This is a genomic window from Pedobacter boryungensis (assembly GCF_013204825.1).
GTDB lineage: Bacteria > Bacteroidota > Bacteroidia > Sphingobacteriales > Sphingobacteriaceae > Pedobacter > Pedobacter boryungensis.
In genome coordinates, this window is the sequence record NZ_JABMKV010000003.1 from 234660 (window position 1) to 254284 (window position 19625).

Annotated in this window: 11 protein-coding genes; 1 reads left to right on the forward strand and 10 read right to left on the reverse strand. The window is 33.5% G+C overall.

Features of this window, described 5'->3' with window-relative positions; all coding sequences use genetic code 11:
* Positions 1-133 precede the first annotated feature (133 nt).
* Positions 134-949 (forward strand): hypothetical protein, encoded by an 816-nt coding sequence (locus HQN85_RS13175; RefSeq protein ID WP_173272983.1) that lies wholly within the window; start codon positions 134-136, stop codon positions 947-949.
* On the opposite strand, the gene HQN85_RS13180 is transcribed toward HQN85_RS13175, so the two are convergent.
* The 10 genes from HQN85_RS13180 to HQN85_RS13225 all read right to left on the reverse strand — a co-directional run bounded on the left by HQN85_RS13180 (position 901) and on the right by HQN85_RS13225 (position 19614).
* A complete protein-coding gene (locus HQN85_RS13180) occupies positions 901-1482 on the reverse strand; it encodes a SprT-like domain-containing protein (RefSeq protein ID WP_173273523.1) in 582 nt (193 codons plus the stop codon). The two genes, HQN85_RS13175 and HQN85_RS13180, sit on opposite strands and share 49 nt — an antisense overlap.
* 46 nt (positions 1483-1528) lie before the next feature.
* Positions 1529-3637: a ferrous iron transport protein B gene (feoB, locus tag HQN85_RS13185; RefSeq protein ID WP_173273525.1), complete on the reverse strand. Its 2109-nt coding sequence runs from the start codon at positions 3635-3637 to the stop codon at positions 1529-1531.
* Positions 3638-3650: 13 nt separating this feature from the next.
* Positions 3651-3866, reverse strand: a complete 216-nt coding sequence (locus tag HQN85_RS13190) for a FeoA family protein (RefSeq protein WP_173272985.1) — start codon at positions 3864-3866, stop codon at positions 3651-3653.
* A 132-nt stretch (positions 3867-3998) separates the two neighbouring features.
* Positions 3999-6776, reverse strand: a complete 2778-nt coding sequence (locus HQN85_RS13195) for an outer membrane beta-barrel family protein (protein ID WP_173272987.1) — start codon at positions 6774-6776, stop codon at positions 3999-4001.
* Positions 6777-7026: 250 nt separating this feature from the next.
* Positions 7027-7437, reverse strand: coding sequence for a VanZ family protein (locus HQN85_RS13200; protein WP_246249792.1), 411 nt, complete (start codon positions 7435-7437; stop codon positions 7027-7029).
* 3 nt (positions 7438-7440) lie between these two features.
* Positions 7441-7821 carry a glycine cleavage system protein GcvH gene (gene gcvH / locus HQN85_RS13205; RefSeq protein WP_173272989.1) on the reverse strand — a complete coding sequence of 127 codons (381 nt, stop codon included), beginning with the start codon at positions 7819-7821 and terminating at the stop codon, positions 7441-7443.
* A gap of 91 nt (positions 7822-7912) precedes the next feature.
* Positions 7913-15070 carry a T9SS outer membrane translocon Sov/SprA gene (sov, locus tag HQN85_RS13210; protein WP_173272991.1) on the reverse strand — a complete coding sequence of 2386 codons (7158 nt, stop codon included), beginning with the start codon at positions 15068-15070 and terminating at the stop codon, positions 7913-7915.
* Positions 15071-15080: 10 nt separating this feature from the next.
* Entirely contained in the window at positions 15081-15665 is a 585-nt protein-coding gene (ruvA, locus tag HQN85_RS13215; RefSeq protein ID WP_173272993.1) for a Holliday junction branch migration protein RuvA, read from the reverse strand.
* Positions 15666-15671: 6 nt separating this feature from the next.
* Positions 15672-17990, reverse strand: a complete 2319-nt coding sequence (locus tag HQN85_RS13220; RefSeq protein WP_173272995.1) for an NADP-dependent malic enzyme — start codon at positions 17988-17990, stop codon at positions 15672-15674.
* Positions 17991-18222: 232 nt separating this feature from the next.
* Entirely contained in the window at positions 18223-19614 is a 1392-nt protein-coding gene (locus tag HQN85_RS13225) for a lytic transglycosylase domain-containing protein (protein ID WP_173272997.1), read from the reverse strand.
* Between the last annotated feature and the right edge of the window lie 11 nt (positions 19615-19625).

Genomic DNA, 19625 nt, shown 5'->3' on the forward strand with positions numbered 1-19625 from the left:
AACACTATACTAACAACTGCGAATTTGTAGCTAGCAAATGCAAGCTTGTACCTAACAACTGCGAGATCATACAAACTACCTTGGCACGATAATAGCCTAAACTCATGGAGAGAATTTAATTTAAAGATACAACATGAAAAGTGTATATTATTTGGTTTTAATTTGCACATTTAGTGCACTATTTGGCTGTAATTATATTAAGTCCGATCATCCACAAGCAGAGTTAACAGATGAAAACGCTACAAATCTAACTGCTCAATCAATTATTAATTACGCCAACTCCATAGATAAAAACCTAACACAATTCTCGAAAAACACAAGTTTAGTTTACATGCTGGGAGATTTATCATTCTATGTAGAAAAATATACCCAAAATAATCAAACTGTTCTACTCATAGAACATTCTTATAATGGAGGTACAAGTAATAGTTTAAAGAAATATTATTTCAAAAATGATAGCTTAATTCTAGAAACAGATAAAAATGAGTTAGTTAACGAAGATGGAACTGTTTTTAAAGATGCACGGACTTACTTACGTAATAATACAGTCTTTAAAATAGAGAATAAAACTGCCTCTACGCAAGCTGCATTAACTTCATTACCTTATATTGGACTACCATTAAGCAACAATAATAAGCCAGACCAAAGTTATCTTGAAAACGTAAATTCATTAAATAATGTAGTAAACGGAAACGATAAATTCGATGTGGTATTTGAAAGTATTACTACCTACCCAGATTCAAGGTATATTATTTTGAGAAGTAAAATTCAAAACAGCTACAGTGCAAGTGTTTTGGTCAAAGAACGAGATGCATTAATTGATAGCCTTTTAAATGATCCAATTAATTTTAAAGATCAAAAACTAAAGTTTAAATGGGTTGTAAAAGACAAAGAAGCCGTTTATGTACCTGTAGCAAGCAATACCTCTGCAAGCGGGTTAAATAAATAGGTATTTCCATTATCTAAGCAAACGCATCTATATCGTTTTCGTATACGTTCTCCCTTAGTAAATTTCCTGCCGTCTTTTAGGGTAAACACCGTGTTCAACGGTAATTCTTCAATTCTAGTAGTAGATAAATGTGTATCGTATTTTTTTAACGCCCTTGCCAATCTTAAATCCGTACAGCTTGAAGCGGCTGGGTTATTTAAATAGTTGATAATAGTTTGATGAATATCCGCAGGAAAAACGTGAAGATCAAAAAATGGATTCATCATTCGCTTAAAATTATGCTTCCACTCTGTGCCGTGAGGTTTAGCTTTATGTTTATGATCATTCCAAGTTAATAAATGAGCAAACTCATGTACGGTAGTTACCAAAAAAGCATAAGGATTTAGATCATTATTTACAGAAATTTTATGCCCCTTATCTTTAAACGGATGTCGGTAATCGCCAAGTTTAGTTGTTCTATTTTTAGAAATTTTAAACTCACACTGAAAATAATCAATCCATTTGGCAATGATCGGAGCTGCTGGCGCAGGCATATACTGTGCTAAAACATCAACTTTATCCACGAAGTAAATTTACTAATTATTTTAAGAATTGATAAGCAATCAAACTAGCTACATAGGCCATTGCTGTCATATAAACCAATTGAATAACTGGCCATTTCCAAGATTTTGTTTCCCTGTAAACTACCGCAACAGTACTCATACATTGCATCGCGAAAGCATAAAATAACATTAAAGATAAGGATGTAGCAAAAGTAAATACGGGCAAACCAGTTTCAGGGTTTTTAGCATCTCTCATTTTATTCCTTATAGTTGCTGTTTGTTCATCTCCATTATCCACGCTATAAATAGTAGACATTGTGCCCACAAAAGCTTCACGAGCGGCAAAAGAAGTAATCAAGGCAATACCTATTTTCCAATCAAAACCCAAAGGTTTTATTGCTGGTTCTATCGTCTGACCTAAAATACCAGCGTAAGAATTTTCTAGTTTTTCTGCTGCCTTATCTCTTTCTAAAGATGCTAATTGTACGCTATCTGTAGAATTTGCTTCAATGGCTGTATACTTTTTTTCTATAGCATCAAATCGTTTGCTTGGTCCGTAGGTAGCTAATACCCATAACACAATTGAAATCGCAATAATAACCTTACCCGCCTCAAGTACAAAAGTTTTAGATTTTTCGTACATAGTGTATATCACATTGCTCCATCTCGGCATACGATAAACAGGCAATTCCATAATGAAATAAGACTTTTCTTTTGCCTTAATAATAAATTTCATTACAAAAGCTACTAATATTGCAGCCATAATACTAATCACATACATTGCCATTAGCGTTAAGCCTTGCAAACTTAAAAATCCTAATATCATCTTATTAGGTACAACAAGCGATATTAACAAGGTATAAACTGGTAATCTTGCCGAGCAACTTACTAATGGTGTAACCATAATAGTAATAATGCGATCTTTCCAGTTTTCAATATTCCGAGCACTCATAATTGAAGGTACTGCACAGGCAATTCCACCAATCATTGGCACAACAGATTTACCACTTAAACCAAACTTACGCATTATCTTATCCATCATAAAAGTAACTCTGGCCATATAGCCAGTATCTTCCAAAATGGAAATCAAAGCAAATAGAATAGCAATTTGCGGTATAAATATGATAATTCCTCCTAATCCTGCAACTACACCATCTAATAAAAGATTGGTTAATACTCCAGAAGGTAAATGTGCATGACCAAATTCAGTTAGCCAAACAAAACCATTTTCAATGAGTGTCATTGGATAAGAAGACCAGGAGAAAATTGCATTAAAAACGAAGAATAAAATGAGGATAAAAATTAGAAATCCCCAAAAACGATTAGTTAGAATTGAATCTAATCTATCAGTAACCTTAAACTTCTTTTCTGCTCCTGTATCAAAAATAAGATCTGTTAAAACCGTACTCAAATAGCGATATCTCGCTATAGTTTCTGCGCCTTGTATTTTAGAAGATTCGAATTGATGTGCTTTTTCAATAGCCTCAATTTCTTGTTGTTCTTTTTCAGTAAAAAATGCCAAATGCTCATGCTGATGCAAAACCTGCAATGCATAATAATCATTTTCTGTTTTGATTTTTTCTTTTACTTCAGTGATTGCTTCTGGAGCAAAAATAGTTACATCTATACCTGTAACCTGAGTGCTAACCCAAGTCGTATGAGAAATGGCTTTTTTAAGTGTATCTAACCCATCACTCTTTCTAGCAGACATGGCTACCACTTGTATACCTAATCGTTCTGCTAATTTATTTACGTTAATATGGATACCTTCTTTACGGGCCATATCTGTCATATTGAGCACTAACAGCATTGGCAAACCTAAATCTGCAACCTGTGAACACAATAAAAGATTACGGCGTAAATTAGTAGCATCAGCAACTAAAACTACAACATCGGGGTGGCTTGGGTTACTTTTATCGGCTAATACTTGTAAAACGATACTTTCGTCCTTACTTTTTGGATATAAGCTGTAGGTCCCTGGTAAATCAATAATTTCTGCATTTTGATTAGCTGAAAGTTTACAAAAGCCAATTTTCTTATCAACAGTAATACCGGGAAAGTTTCCAATTTTCTGATTTAATCCAGTTAAAAGATTAAAGAGAGTAGATTTTCCAGTATTCGGATTACCAACTAATGCAACTTTAATATCTGCCAATGTATTACTGAATTATAATTACCGAAGCTTCGCTTTTACGTAAACAAAGTTGATATCCCGCAACGCGGATAGCTATAGGATCTCCAAGTGGAGCAAAGCGCTCTACTTCTACAACTTCACCTGGCAAGCAGCCCATTTCCATCAATTTCACAGACATTTCTAAATCTGTAAATGATACGATTGTTCCTTGTTCTCCTGGGTTTAACTGTGAAAGCTTCATAATGAAATATTGCGCAATTTACCCTTTATTTATATTAAATCCAAATAACAAAACATAAATAAAAGGTCACTTTTAGGCAAAAAAAATCGCCATCAAATTAATGATGACGATTTTTTATTTATTCGGATAAGCTTACATTCCGCCCATTCTCATTCTTTGACCACCTTGTTGCCCAGAATTTCCATTTAAACCAGCAATCTTGCTTAATGAATAAGTAACTGAAAACATATAATAGCGTTTTAATACATTATAATTCAAATCCTGAATAGTGTTTGCACCGCCATTACGTTCAATACCTGTATTCTGATTTAATAAATCGTTAACAGAAGCTTTAAGGGTAATTCTGCTCTTAGTAAATAAGTGACTTACGTAAGCATTTATCAATGTATAATCAGTATTATAACCAGCTCTACCTGTTAGCTTATTATATGTTAAATCTGATTGTATACGAATACTGCCTGGAAGCAAGTAACTAATATCTATATTAGGAGACAATGTATAATACTTTGTATTGTTATTTGAATTTGCAGAATATTTATCACGGTACATTGTTCCTGAAATCCCTGCAATTAAATCGAGTTTATCTAAATTTGAAACTAATTTATAACCATTAGTAATTGAATAACTATTGGTAATATTCTCTACGTTCCCTGAGAAACCTGTTGTTTTTGAATAGCCCCCTCTTAAATCAATTTGTAAATTTAATTTATTTCCTTTAATAATTGGCTGGCTAATTGAACCAAATACATTGGCGCTAAAATTACCATCAACGTTTACACTTTTTTGTTGGATTTTACCATTGTTTTCAGGATTAATCACATCATTTTGAATTAGAGTAGATTGGGTTGAAAACGCATTAAACTGCTGATTGATGAAAGCTCCAAAAAACATAGAGCGATAACTTGCAAAATCAAAATTATTATAAAAAATATTTAAGCTATTGGTAAATGATGGTTTTAGATCTGGATTACCAATTGGCAATGTTTGCGTATTTGTTTCATCCAAAATTGGTGCAATCTGACTAATAGATGGCTGAGATGTACGTCCATTGTAACTAATTCTTAAACGCTTACTATTACTAAAATTATATCTGAATTGCGCAGATGGAGTTAGGTTAACGAAGTTACGGTCATAAGTATCATTTTCGGTAACATTGAATCTTTTTTGATCTATATTTTGAACAGCTAAACCAATCTGCCAATTGTATTTCTTCTCATTTTTATTAAAGCTGAAACCAAGTGCATTTGTATAAGCAGTATTTTCAAAATTATTACTGTATCTAGCATTAATTAAATCATACTGTCCAGTAATTGCATTAAAATCATAAACCTGTCTCTCTTGGTTATCAAATGAATATACGTTTTGATAATTTAATTCTAAATTTAAAGTTTTTGATAAAGGTTCAGTATAAACCAACCTAGCTGTATTTGATATAGATTTAGAATCTTGATCATTTAATCGGTCTGTATTTTTAGAAGAAGGAGCTCCACCATTTAAGGAATTTTCTGAAACCTTATTAAAGGTATTTCCATCACTATTGTTATAGTTTGTATTAATATTTAATGATAATGTTCTACCCCTACGTTGAAATTTCTTTCTAAATAGTACACTATTACTTAATGAAGGAGAAGTAGAATTAGTTAGGTTTGTTTGATTACCAATTGTAGTACTATTCGTATATTCTCTGGTATAATTATTCAAACTATTTCCATTGTTCTTAGAATATGTAAAACTAGGCTGCCATCTTACCGAAATCGAAGAGTCAATTTTGGTATCTAAAGTTGCATTAAACCTATGGTTTAAACGTTCAGTTGTACTTACAGCGTCTGACGAATTTGTAGTTATAATACTGCCTAGCAAGTTTTTAGTTAAGCTATTTTGATCGAGAAATAATGATGTTTTATTTAAATTATAACTTGCGTTAAAAATAGTTCCGTTTTTGTAGACGTTAGCATAGTTAAATCCGCCCATATTAGTAGTAGTAATGCCTTTTTGAGGACCACCATTAAAACCACCAAATCTCATTCCGCCTCCACCGCCAATTCCACCACCAAAGTTTTGCTTATTAACATTGTTAAATTGCCCTATAAGCGACATTTGTTCACTTTGATTAAATCTCGATACACTTAGATTTACATCATATCTATCATCTGTACCATAACCTACGGTATTATTCCCTACAAAACCTTTGTTTTTAACACCGCCCTTTGTGGTAATGTTAATGATCTTTTCACGATTACCATCATCAACTCCTGAGAATTTTGATTGTTCAGACATGTCATCAATAATCTGAATTTTATCAACCATATCAGCAGCTAAGTTTCTTGTAGCCATTAATGGATCACTACCCATAAAATCTTTACCATCTACTCTTACCTTTTTGATGGTTTCACCTTGCGTTGTAATTGTACCATCTTTAGCTACCTCTACTCCTGGTACTTTCTTTAATAAATCTTCTACAACTGCATTTTCTTTTACTTTTAAAGTAGATGCGTTAAATTCTAATGTATCTTTTTTAACCACTACAGGAGGAGTTTCTCCTTTAATTTCTACTGCGTTTAATGTAACACCAGTATCTTCCATATTTAAATTACCAAAGTTGATACCTGGGTTTGCAGCCGTAAGTTCGAAATCTTTAGTAATTGTTTTAAAACCTAAATATGCTACATACAATTTGTATTTACCTAGTGCTAATCCGTTAATTGTAAACGTTCCGGTTGCACTTGTATTTGTACCACCCACGGTACTTGAATCACTTAGTCTTTTAATAGCTATTGATGCATAATCAACTGGTGATTTATCTTTGCCATTTAGCACTTTACCAGTAGCTGTACCACTAGTTTGAGCGTTTGCAAAATAACTCACGAATAAGAGAGCAATGAGTATGGATCTTTGTAAAAAATTCTTCATTTCTATTTTTATATTTTTTTGTAAAGTTACCTATCAGACTACTGCAAGCCGCAAAAGTTTGTTAAGAAGTGTTAAAATGTGGGTAACATTTTAAATACAACTAACTTTATCGTTACAAAATCAAGATAAACGGCTTTTTGATAATTTAGAGAGGGTAAGTAAAATTGCTAATTAATAGAAATAATTAGCGTAGAGAATTAGACAAACGATAAAAAAGGTAAGATTTAATTTTAATTATAATCTAATAAGATTAAACATTTTTCTCATTATAATTGGATAGATGCAATAGAACATAACTAAAAACTCCCATAAAGGATCCGATCATATCACTTCCTAAATCCCACCATTCAGCTGATCTATAAGTAAACACCTTCCATTGCAATAATTCTATTCCTCCTCCTAGCAAAAAACAAATAAGAACTATTTTGAAGATGGTTAATGAGCGAAAAGCATAATTATGTTGATATTTAATTTTGCCGTAAAAAAGTAGGATGGTTAGTACATAAAAAAAACCTAAATGCGCTACTTTATCAAATCCTTCAAAAAAGAAACTTGATGAGCCATCACTTTCTGGCATCCTAATATTACAAAGCACTAAAACAATAATAGCCCAAATTATAGACCAACGTTGGTGTTTTAGTGCTTTGAAAGTAGCATTCATTAATTAAGCGCCTACTAAAGCTTTATATTCGTCAGCACTTAATAATCCATCAACCTCAGCAGCATCTGTTAATGAAACTTTAACCATCCATCCTTTACCATAAGCATCAGAATTTACTAATTCAGGGTTATCGTTCAAGTCGCTATTTACTTCTAAAACAGTGGCAGTTACAGGCATAAATAAATCTGAAACTGTTTTTACAGCTTCTACTGTACCAAAAACTTCATCTTTACTTACTTCAGAGCCAACGCTATTAATGTCGATATAAACAATATCACCTAACTCACGCTGAGCGAAATCTGTAATACCTATAAAAGCTTCATTACCCGACACTCTTAGCCATTCGTGATCTTTTGTGTATTTTAATTCTGATGGAAAATTCATTGTTTTTATATTAGTTTTTTAATCAATCTATTTTATAAAGCTTGGCTCTATTCACATCAAAGATAATTATTAAACGCGTTTATACCAATTACTAATTAAGAGTTATACGTAGGCTAAATCCGAAATTACTAAATGAAGTATTGAATGATTGAGAAGTATAAGGCTTAGTGATGTTAGAATCGTAGAAAAGTTTAAGGTTAAAGCGTTGGTTTAATACATAATCTACGCTTGGTCTAAGTGTAATATTTTTCGCACCAGATGAAACCTCCGCTTCAGTAACATCTGCTCTATAAATTACTGTTTTATTATCTCTTACCGCTACATCTAACTTAAAATCCATATTATTATTCATTTTCATTTGGCTAAACCAACCAAAAGGGAATCTAAATTTAGTGGTGCGATAACCTAAACCGAATACTAGATTATTTTCTGATAATTGGGCCAACTGACTATTTGATAAACTCAACGCCATTATCCGTGTTTTATTAATTTCGAAGTTAGCGGTTAAGTTATTTTTTAATCTGGTATCAATTCCAATTAAAGGTGCAAATTGTTCTGAAATACTTACTTGCGCAAATTGATATAGTGGCAAGAAATTCTGATTTACATCTCTACTACTCACAAACCCATCTGTCTCTTGATATTTCAACAAGCTATTAAACCCATTCACGCTATAAGTAGAACGATATCCATGCCTTAAACCAAGTTCAGAAAATTTTTCTGCTAAGAAAGGGATTTTCGTTAACCCACCATATGTAATTCTCCAGTTAGGCAAAGGTATTTTAGGCAAGTTATTTAAACTTATTGTATTAGCATTTTTACCAGTATAGGCAGCTATAAATGAAGATATTACAACATCCTGAGCATTTTTATCATAACCATCTGCATATCCATTTGTACTACCTGCAGAATTTGGATTTTCATTTCCTAAACGACGAGAAATAGTTTGTCTATTAGCCATAAAGTCGTTAAATAAACTCGAAACAATACTTCCATTCTTATCTTTAAAAGCAGTACCTAATGTGATAATAGACACACTATAATCTCCTGTTGTAGTTGGACTAAGATTTCTAAAAGAACCAATGTTATTATCATACTTAAAGTTTGTAGAAAAATTTAGTGTTCTACTTCTTGTTGCGTTTAAGGTGACTTTAAAATCTTTAAGGGGTTCAATTGTACTGGTTAATTGAAAGTCTTCACGCAAGGTATTAATGTATAACTGCGTTTGAAGCTCGTCTGTTGACAGCCATCCATTGTTTAGCGCCATTTCCCTAATATCTCTTTGGCTACCGAATACAAAACCTAAACCTGGGGCTCCCGTAGCATCATCAATTCCAAAATATTTGGTTTTTGGTAAATATCCTGGTAAAAATGTTCCTTTTGTTTGAGTAAAAGCCACATTTACATTTTTAACACTGGTTAATAAACCCACTAGGATATCAGAAAATTTATGAACTGAATCTATTTTATTTATACTCCTTTTTACAAACCCTAATTTGTTATATAAAGTAGTCATGCTTAAGGTTGGATTTACCTGTATTGTTCTTGAGTTCTGAATCGTATTGCCCAAATTAACATTTGGATCTCTTAACGTAGCCAATGGCTCAGTTTGCCAATTAAAGTTAGTGCCATAGATTGTTGCCACATTAATCCAATCCAAACCAGGTATTTTATTAATTGGCAAATTGTATCTGATATTTAAATTGTGATTGTAATCTGTTGTACGACCTAATGTTTTTAGGTTTTGCCACAATGTATCTCTTTTTAAACCTTCAATTTTTCCATCTGGCTCGTCTATGATCGAGTAATTTGTAGCATCAAAATCCAAACTCAAGGAGTTGGTTAAATCCCAAGCTATTCCATAAACTCTCGAAACTAAAAAGTTTTTATTGAATGTAGTATTAATTGGGATAAAATTATTAGGGTCATTGTTTCTCAATGTATTTTCTGAGTAGAAACGATCAACATCGATTCTAAAGTTGATAGAACTTGGCAATAAAGTGAAATTAAAATCCTTCAATAATTTTAACGTATTCGATTTAATTAATTTATCAAATGGCAAATAGCTTTTAGGTGTACTTGCATAATTATATCCTAAAGAAGCTCTATATGTATTTTGAATACTTGTTTCATTGATAAAATCACGGTGTGAAAATTTACTTTGAGCGTAAGAAACATTAAAGTTTTCTATATCCCATAGCCTTACTTTCTTTTCTGTATTAACTCGTTCTTTACGTACATTAGTAAAATTAATGCTGCTCCTAGTTGTATAATCCTGCGCAAAATTCAAAATAGAATCACGTTGAACCTTTGACGCTCCGTTTAGTGCATTCTTCAATTCGATATCTGGTGTACGAGGATCGTATTGCGGAGTAAGCACTTGTTTAGAATAACTAATATACATTGGTATTTTAACACCCGATTTTTGCGGCAAGAATTTACCTAATTCTAAACTTGAGGACACATCAAAGAAAGTGTTGTCTGATCTATTTCGTTCGCTCACTTTCTTTTCTAACGATCCAAAACCTATAGTAGATTTACTGCCAGAGATATTTAAATCTGCAAAATCAGCTAATTTCGCATTCATTCTAGCCGTTGCAGCCCAACCGCCACGTTCATCAAATTCTGTTAATCGAAGTTCGTTAAACCAAACCTGTGCATTTTTCTCCATTCCATCATCGCCTGCTGGCGAAGCTGGATTACGCAATGGATTTTTAAGCCCCAACATGTAAACTCTAACTTTACTCATATCTGGCTGGCCTTTTACAATGATAGTATTCCCTTTATCTATGTAGGTAAAAGGTACGTTTATTGGCCAAGGTAATCCACCAGTAGTTCTAGCATTATTTCTAGCTGTTTTGGCTTTTTGAAATAACTCTAAATCGATATCCATTTTATTTTGATCTGGCCAAATTGAATATGGATCACTTGTGCCCGGTAATGTAACTTTTAAAGGCTGGTTATATTCGTAGTAATTATCTTGATTATCGGTACCGATACGTAGAAATGCACTTAAATCATTATCGTTCAAATTGGAACCACTAATTGCTTCTAAGTGGATATACATTTCTAATCGCTTGTACGATCTAAAATCGTTTATCGCAGTTTTAAATGCTGCTCTTCCATAGCCATCTCTTAATCTTTTGATAATTACAGCAAGTGATTGTTCATTTTGACGAGTATCTCCTCTATAATTGCTAAAATCACGTTCCCGCTCAATTCCTGGAGGCACTACGTAAGGTATTGGTGTGCGTTTACCGTTCTCTTCTATATTTACAGTAGCAACTTCTAAAGTAGAATTATCAGGACTTGCAGGCAATAATGAAGGATCGGCAATTACTTGAAGAGTCTCATTTTTAGCATTATATTGTCGCCATTCGCCCCTTACTAATTGAATTTTTGCAAATCTTAAAACTGCTGTATCAGCAAAATTGGTCATAAACATTCTAATAAATCGTATCGATTTAAAATCCTGAATTCCGCCTACTTTTTGTTGGTATTGTGCTAATGGAATACGAATTTGATACCAAGTTGAATTTTGTGTTTGTCCATTAGCAAGTTTCACTTGTGAGACTACTTTATCGGTTACAAAATTTTGGCCAACAATTAAATCGCCAGGGCGCATAGACACTTTGTACTGAAAATATTCATCAGACTGCGTCATGTTATTATCCCTATTAATGTCTTCACCGTCTGGCAACGAGGTTGATGCCGAATTTTCTAAACCTAACTCTTCTGCAGACTGTTGCGAAGTTTTAGAATTCCCTTCTGTTCCATTGTAATTTTGGTACCGCTTTAAAATACCTGCATTACTATTATCAAAGTTAGTTCCTCTAAAATAAGAGTAATCATCAGATGATGGATCGTCTTCAAAATCTTGTGCTGCATCAGGATTCAATTGTGATTTGATTTGATTAATCAATGCAGCAAATTTTACTTTTTCATTCGAATTTGATAACCCATCTAAACCAACATCCTGTGCTTTTCTGGCAGCTGGATCATTGTCAAAAGCCTGCACAACTGGTTGTAACTTCGCTACACGGCCCCAATTGGTCTCATCGTATTTAGTTGGATCTCCATTTGATGGCAACCCATTTTCTAACGCCTTCCTTCCATCTTTTAAAATGTCTTCCGAAATATTTCCAATGTTAAAATACAAATCTCCACCTTGCGATGTAGGTTTGTACATATATGGATCCATCACCCAAAGTTCGATATATTCAATATTATTGGCTTCAAAATCATTAATATCTACTCTTCTAGTAATACCTCCCCATCTTGATTTAGGGTTAGTTAATAAGCCATTAGAAGAAAAACCGGTTGTCGCATAGTTATAAGGCCCACGAATGTTAGGATAATAAGCCAAATCTAAAGTAGGCAAATTAAGAGCCTGCCCAGTGCTTATTTCTTTAAATGGAAAAACTTCTTGTTCTATAATTTCTCTCACATAATGATTAGACAATTCGGCTCTATTGTTCCTTAAACTCGAAGGTATTGTGGTAGAATTTTTATTGTAAAATGTAGGGTCGATATTATAGAAAGCTAATTTTGCTCTATTGTAACCATAAGCCAAATTATCTACCAATTGCGATTCTGGAAAAAGTTGAGGTGTCCCTGCTATTTGCCAAGGCACTGAACTTTTAAGATCAATAATAGAACGCGATGCCTCGAAATCATCTAAATAACTTGCCCCACCCTTTTCTCCACTAGCATTAATAGCACTAGGATGCCCTGGAATTAACTGCGCATATTCTCCGCCAAATGTAATACTAGATGGAGCTTTCGTAGATATAAATGGAATTTTATCAACTAATTTGGTTAAAAACCTTGATGGAGAACTATAATTCATATCGAACCCGAATATGGTATTTGATATTGGCTCTTCTAAATAATTCACTTTTTGAGTGAGTGGTTTTTCCGTGAGGTTCATAAAAGTACCTCCTAAAGTCAATTTATTATTTACGTGATAATCTAAACGTGTACCGAAGAGCGAGCGTTGTTGCAGCCCAAAAAGCTCATTATTTTCTGTAGTAATTCTTATAGGCTGACCAGAAGTTAACAATGCTGTATTAACAATTTTAACGCGTCCACCTTGATAGTCTACTGTAAAATCAGAGCCTTCTTGCAATGGAATTGTTCCTGCAAAAACCTTTACCGAACCTTCAGTTACATTGATAGAGTTTAAAGAAAATTCTGATGCGATTTCAGATTGATAAGCTCCCTTTATAACGTAAAGATTTTTGTTGCTAAATTGTTGTTGAGCAGCAACCTTTGTTGAATCATAGAGCTGCTGGTAGGTGTATTTGTCAGCTAAAGCTTGTTCTGCTGGGAGATTAAATTTCGCCGCTAAATCGCTTCCAAATGGTTCAACCAAAGGAAATATTACTCTTCCATTTAAAGGATCTATAGTAACATAGCCACTATTTGTATTGTTAATTAAGCTACTCAACCCTGCTCCGGTTGGCGAGTAATTACTTTGACTATTTTGTTGATTTTGATTATTTACAAAAGGTTTATCCTCAGCTTCAAAGTCAAAAACGCCATCTGGTTTACGTTCCTTTTGCTGATTTAGTTGATCTAAATTGGTTAAAGTAATATATTGTTTTAACGCAGTTTTTGTACCTTCTCTTATTAAAGGTGTTTCTATTCCGGTCTTATCATCAATCCTAAAAATATCAAGTTTAAAGTTTTGATTACTAATTTGATAACCTCCAATTGAATAGATGTTTTTCATCATCAAATCCCAAGTTGGCAAGTTAGTTTTTATCGTTTCATTCTTTAATAATTTCGAGTATAATACTTTAGGTGTTGCCTGATCAAAAGCTACGTCAGTAGAAAACTCTCCTACTTGATACTCTACTCCATTATAAGTATAACGATAAGAAACAGCTAAGACTTCATCTGCATTTAACGCATTATTTAAGGAAATATAACCCAATTGAGGTTGAAAGTTATATTCCCTATCGGTCAATTTTCTAGCATACGTTAGCTTGGCAAAATTATCAGTTGCACCATTTGCCGCAAAATAAGAAATTACACTATTGCTATTTGTTTGTCTAGAATCTGCTGGAATATTCGCTAATAAATTATTGGATTGAGCAGGAAAAGTTGGGTTAGTAAAAGCTGAAGGTAAAACCGATGAGCCACCTATTACTTGTGCAGTATTATAAGGCTGATTTTCTCCTAAATCAAGAAAAGCTAATACATCTCGAGAATCTTGTGTGTTACCAGTTTTATTGGTAATCCAAACCTCAATTTTTGTAATTAAAACTCCAGAAGTAATTGTTGGCGGATTTGATAAAGACTTATTGTAATTATCTCGAAAATATTTAGCTAAAAAGTAGTGCTTATTTGCTTCATAATCACTCCCACTAATTCTATACTCATTTTGCTGGGCACCATTATTTATTTGTATCTCTTTAGATTGAGATTTCTGCTGAGTAAATACAGCTGCTACATCTAGTTTGCCAAATTGCAATTGAGTTTTAACTCCAAATAAGGCTTGTGTTCCATTAATTAATGTACTATTTAAAGGTAAGCTTACATTTCCTGCTTCAATTTTTTTAATAATATCATCTTTGCCACCCGTGTAATCTAATTTAACCTGATTTTCAAAATCAAATTGAGCTTCAGTATTGTAGTTCATTTTGATTTTCATCTTCGTTCCAATATCTCCAACAACATCCATTTGAATGCGCTGATTAAAATCGAAATTACTTTGAACCCTTTGTCGTTCGTTAAATAAAGGATTCTCATTTTTATTTACACGGCCCAAAAATGTAAGTTCAGCATCTCCACGAGGTTGAATATCAATCGTTGTTCCGCCAAATATTTTTTCAAAAACACGACTATTAATTTTTACCTGAGGAATAATTCCTGTCCTACGGACATCAGCAATTTCTGCATTCGATAAAACACGCCAGTTGTCCCGTTTAATCTCACTGTTTACTAATCGTAAATATTGCTCGATAGTTAAGTATTGCGGAGGCGAGTATAGCCTATCTCCAATACGTTCAGTAATTACATATCGTTTATTTTGTGCGTCGTATTCAACTTCCCTTTTGATATTTTGGGGTAAAGTCTGAAATGGATTGGTAAAGGTTCTGAGGCCTAAATATTGCTTTTCACGTAAATTGAAAGAGTTTTTTGACGAATCAGCTCTCGATTGTGAGGGCGTAACCTGAGAAAAGGAACTCTTACCAACAAAAATAAAAAACAAGAAAATACTTAGAATAAGTGCGTTTCTCAAGCGAAATAAATTATAAATTTTTTAAAGCTATTTTAATCATTTGCTCAACAGTTAAATCCTGATCTGCCTTTTTAAGAGCATTATCAATGGCTTTTTCTGCAACTTGTTTCCCAAATCCGAGCATAATTAATGCAGATAACGCCTCATCTCTAGTTGTATTATGTAGCGGCATAGAAATTAAAGTATCTGGCCCTTCTTTCTTTAATTTATCTTGTAATTCCAATACAATTCTTTGGGCAGATTTTGCACCTATCCCCTTAATTTGCTGTATTAAAGCAACATCCGCTTGTATAATTGCGTTTTGAATTTCTACAGGAGTAATTGATGAAAGCATCATTCTGCATGTAGTTGGACCAATACCAGAAACGGAAATTAGATGTAAAAACAATCTTCTTTCGCCTTCATCTGCGAAACCATACAGCGTATGTGCATCTTCTTTCACATGCAACCAAGTATATACCTTGCAACGCTCAGTATTAGCTAAAGCAGAATAGGTATTTAGCGATATATTGATGTGGTAACCTACACCCCCAGCTTCTACAACAATATATGTTGGACACTTAAATGTCAACTTACCATCAATATATGCAAACATGAGCGTTTATTTTTTAGCGATTCTATTTAAAATTCCTCTTCTTTTTATTGAATTTGATGTTTCTTCTTTTCCTTGTACATCTAAAACTGCAATGGTAATCATATTTACAATTTCCCTTACAGAACTACCTAATTGCACAATGTGAACAGGTTTTTTTAAGCCTAATAAAATTGGTCCTACCGCTTCGGCACCACCTAATTCCTGCAAAAGTTTATAGGCAATGTTACCAGATTCCAAGTTTGGAAATACTAATGTATTTGCTGGTGCATCTGCCAAACGGCTGAAAGGAAAGTTATCTTTCAATAGTCCATTGTTTATCGCAAAATTCGCTTGCATATCTCCATCCACAATGATATTTGGATGTTTTTCATGCAAGATATTTACTGCTTTTCTTACTTTTTCTGGAATAATACCTTGGTTTGAACCAAAGTTAGAATAAGATAATAAAGCTATTCTTGGCTGGATATTAAATTTCCGTACTGATTTTTCTAACAATAATGTTAAACCTACCAATTCCTCTGCCGTTGGATCTACATTTACAGTAGTATCACCAAAGAATACAGGACCTTTAGGAGTCATCATCATGTACATACCTGCCACACGCCCCACACCCTCTTCTATACCTATTACTTGTAAAGCAGGCTTAATGGTAGAAACATAGTTTTTAGTTAAACCCGAAATCATGGCATCGGCTTCACCAAACTCTACCATAGATGCACCAAAGTAATTACGATCACGTAATAATTTTTGAGCTTCGAATAATGTTACACCTTTACGCTGTCTCTTCTGATAAAGTAATTCAGCATATCTCTTCATACGTTCTGGCTCTAGAGCTGGTTCAATAATTTCAACACCTTCAAGATCTAACGCATTTTCATTTATAATTTGCTGAATTACTTCTTTATTCCCTAATAAAATAGGAATTGCAATATTATCATCCTTAACAATTTGAGCAGCCTTTAAAATTTTATAATTATCTGCTTCTGCAAATACCACACGTTTAGGTGCAGATTTAGCTTTGTTAGTAATGGCACGCATAATTGAATCATCCATTCCTAAACGACGTTTCAATTCTTCTGCATATGCATCCCAATCTGTAATCGTTTTACGAGCAACACCAGATTCGATAGCCGCTTTCGCAACAGCCATAGAAACATTGGTCATTAAACGAAAATCCATTGGTTTTGGAATGATGTATTCTTTTCCAAATTTAATATTACGAGCGTTGTAAGCCATATTTACTGCTTCAGGAACAGTTTTTCTAGCTAATTCGGCAATCGCACGAACCGCAGCAATTTTCATTTCTTCGTTAATGCTGGTTGCTCTAACATCCAACGCTCCTCTAAATATGTATGGGAAACCCAATACGTTATTCACTTGATTAGGGTAATCCGAACGACCCGTTGCCATAATCAAATCTTTACGAGAACTGATGGCTAAATCGTACGCAATTTCTGGATTTGGGTTTGCCATTGCAAAAACGATAGGGTTTTTAGCCATCGATTTTAACATTTCAGCAGTTACACAATCTGCTGATGAAAGTCCGATAAATACATCAGAATCTCTTAAGGCCTCTTCCAGCGTATCAATTTTACGAGTTGTTGCAAACTCTCTTTTTATTGCATCTAGATTTTCACGATCGTGACGAATAACGCCACTCCTGTCGCACATTATAATATTTTCTTTTTTTGCTCCTAGTGAAACATATAAACGAGAACAAGAAATTGCAGCGGCACCAGCGCCATTCACCACAATTTTGATCTTATCCATCTTTTTCTTTTGCAAATCGCATGCGTTTAATAATGCAGCCGCAGAAATAATTGCGGTACCATGTTGGTCATCATGCATCACCGGAATGTTCATTTCTTCTTTTAATCGGCGTTCAATTTCAAAACATTCTGGCGCTTTGATATCTTCTAAATTTACCCCGCCAAAAGTTGGTTCTAATGCTTTTACAATTTTTACAAAATCATCTACATTTTTAGTATCCAATTCTAAATCAAATACATCAATATCAGCAAAAATTTTAAATAACAAACCTTTACCTTCCATTACAGGCTTGCCTGCTTCCGGACCAATATCTCCTAAACCTAAAACTGCTGTACCATTACTAATTACAGCAACCAAATTGCCCTTAGCAGTATATTTATATACATCATCTTTGTTATCTGCAATTTTCAAACAAGGCTCCGCCACACCTGGCGAATAAGCCAAGGTTAAATCTCTTTGTGAAGAATAAGGTTTTGTAGGTACAACCTGAATTTTCCCTGGTCGCCCTTGCGAGTGGTAATCTAAAGCGTCTTGTTTTCTATTCGTTTTACTCATAAAATACTTTTTGGTAACGGGCAAAGTTACAATTATTTTTATGGTAATATATGAATTTTAAGGATTAGAAAAGCAAAAGTAAATCATCAATTAAAGGCAATCCCGATGTACGTTTTACTTCGTCCCAACCTAAAGGTCAGGAACTACGTGTTCAATACCATCGGGTTTATTAAGTAGAAAGCTGTGCAATTATTTAAGGTTGCAGGAAACACAGCAAAACTAATACTAAAACCTACCCTTTAATTTTTAACAACATGCCGGGCTGTAGAGTTACTTTAGTTAAACCGTTAACTTTCTTAATATTAGCTACCGTAGCACCATCAAACTTTTCGGCTATACCAGATAAAGTATCACCTAGTTTTACTTTATAAGTAATATAAACTGATTTCTTTAATGGTTTTAGAGCTGGTAAAGCACCGTAGATTTTTAATTTTTGTCCTGGAATAACGGTATTACTCTTCAATCTATTCCAAACTTTTAAATCTTGTACTTCTACATTATAAAGATCAGCAATGCTTCCTAAACTTTGATTTGGCTTAACTTTATAATAGGTGATTTGAGCTGTTGGTTTACTAATTACTTTTTTACGCAAATCTCTAACATCATCCGTTGATGCTAAGATAACATCTCTTTCTGTTTCAATATCAGCATTTAAAACATCATAAACTTTTGCATAATCAGCATGTTCTACTCTTGGTAAAATTATCCTTTTAGGTAAACCTGTAGTTCCGTTTACTATTTTCTTTTTATAGGAAGGATTTAAGCCAAATAAAGTTGATTCATCGTAATTTATTGCCTTTGCCACATCGGCTAAAGCCACAAAGTGGTTAACCTGAATTGTATCAGTTTTAAAATTGATAGCAGGATTTTGTTTCGCAATATCATGAGTACTCGCATAATTCATTACGTAAACAGCTGCAATAAAAGCTGGAACGTAATCTCTTGTTTCTTTTGGTAAATATGAACGTATCACCCAAAAATCTCTTGAGCCAGCTTTATCAATGGCACGTGTTACATTTCCTTTACCGCAATTATAAGCTGCAATAGCTAAAAGCCAATCGCCAAGTTCTTCGTATGCATCTCTAAAATATGCTGCCGCAGCATAACTTGCTTGAATAGGATCTTTGCGTTCATCTACAAAATTATCCATGTTTAAACCATATGCTTTTGCAGTGCTAAACATAAACTGCCACATGCCTGTTGCCCCAACTCTTGATATCGCATGAGGGTTCATTGATGATTCTATTATGGGCAAATATTTAATTTCAGCAGGAATATTATAAGCTTTAAGTGCTCTTTCGAATATTGGAAAGTAGTAGGTTGATAAGCCTAACATTTTGCCCATCATATCTTTACGTCTACTATAGATATCTATGAAATTTTGTACGTATTCATTGTAACTAAGCGGTACAATTTTTTGAATAGAATCTAAGCGAAGCTTATAAATTAGATTCTGATTAAAAAATAAAGGCTTGTCGATAACCGGAACTGCAATAGTATCTGATGGTAATGGGGCAATAATATTTTTTAAAAGTGTATCACTTTGTATAATTCTTTTAGGAGTTTGTGCCGTGGCGCTTAAAAAAGCCAAAAAACTCAATACAATTAGTACTACTTTTTTCATAGGCAATCTTT

Excerpts from the sequence above, each read along its gene's own strand:
- HQN85_RS13175 (WP_173272983.1), top strand. The coding sequence starts at position 134 with ATGAAAAGTGTATATTATTTGGTTTTAATTTGCACATTTAGTGCACTA.
- HQN85_RS13180 (WP_173273523.1), bottom strand. The coding sequence starts at position 1,482 with ATGCCTGCGCCAGCAGCTCCGATCATTGCCAAATGGATTGATTATTTT.
- HQN85_RS13190 (WP_173272985.1), bottom strand. The coding sequence starts at position 3,866 with ATGAAGCTTTCACAGTTAAACCCAGGAGAACAAGGAACAATCGTATCA.
- HQN85_RS13195 (WP_173272987.1), bottom strand. The coding sequence starts at position 6,776 with ATGAAGAATTTTTTACAAAGATCCATACTCATTGCTCTCTTATTCGTG.
- HQN85_RS13200 (WP_246249792.1), bottom strand. The coding sequence starts at position 7,437 with ATGAATGCTACTTTCAAAGCACTAAAACACCAACGTTGGTCTATAATT.
- gcvH (WP_173272989.1), bottom strand. The coding sequence starts at position 7,821 with ATGAATTTTCCATCAGAATTAAAATACACAAAAGATCACGAATGGCTA.
- ruvA (WP_173272993.1), bottom strand. The coding sequence starts at position 15,665 with ATGTTTGCATATATTGATGGTAAGTTGACATTTAAGTGTCCAACATAT.
- HQN85_RS13220 (WP_173272995.1), bottom strand. The coding sequence starts at position 17,990 with ATGAGTAAAACGAATAGAAAACAAGACGCTTTAGATTACCACTCGCAA.
- HQN85_RS13225 (WP_173272997.1), bottom strand. The coding sequence starts at position 19,614 with ATGAAAAAAGTAGTACTAATTGTATTGAGTTTTTTGGCTTTTTTAAGC.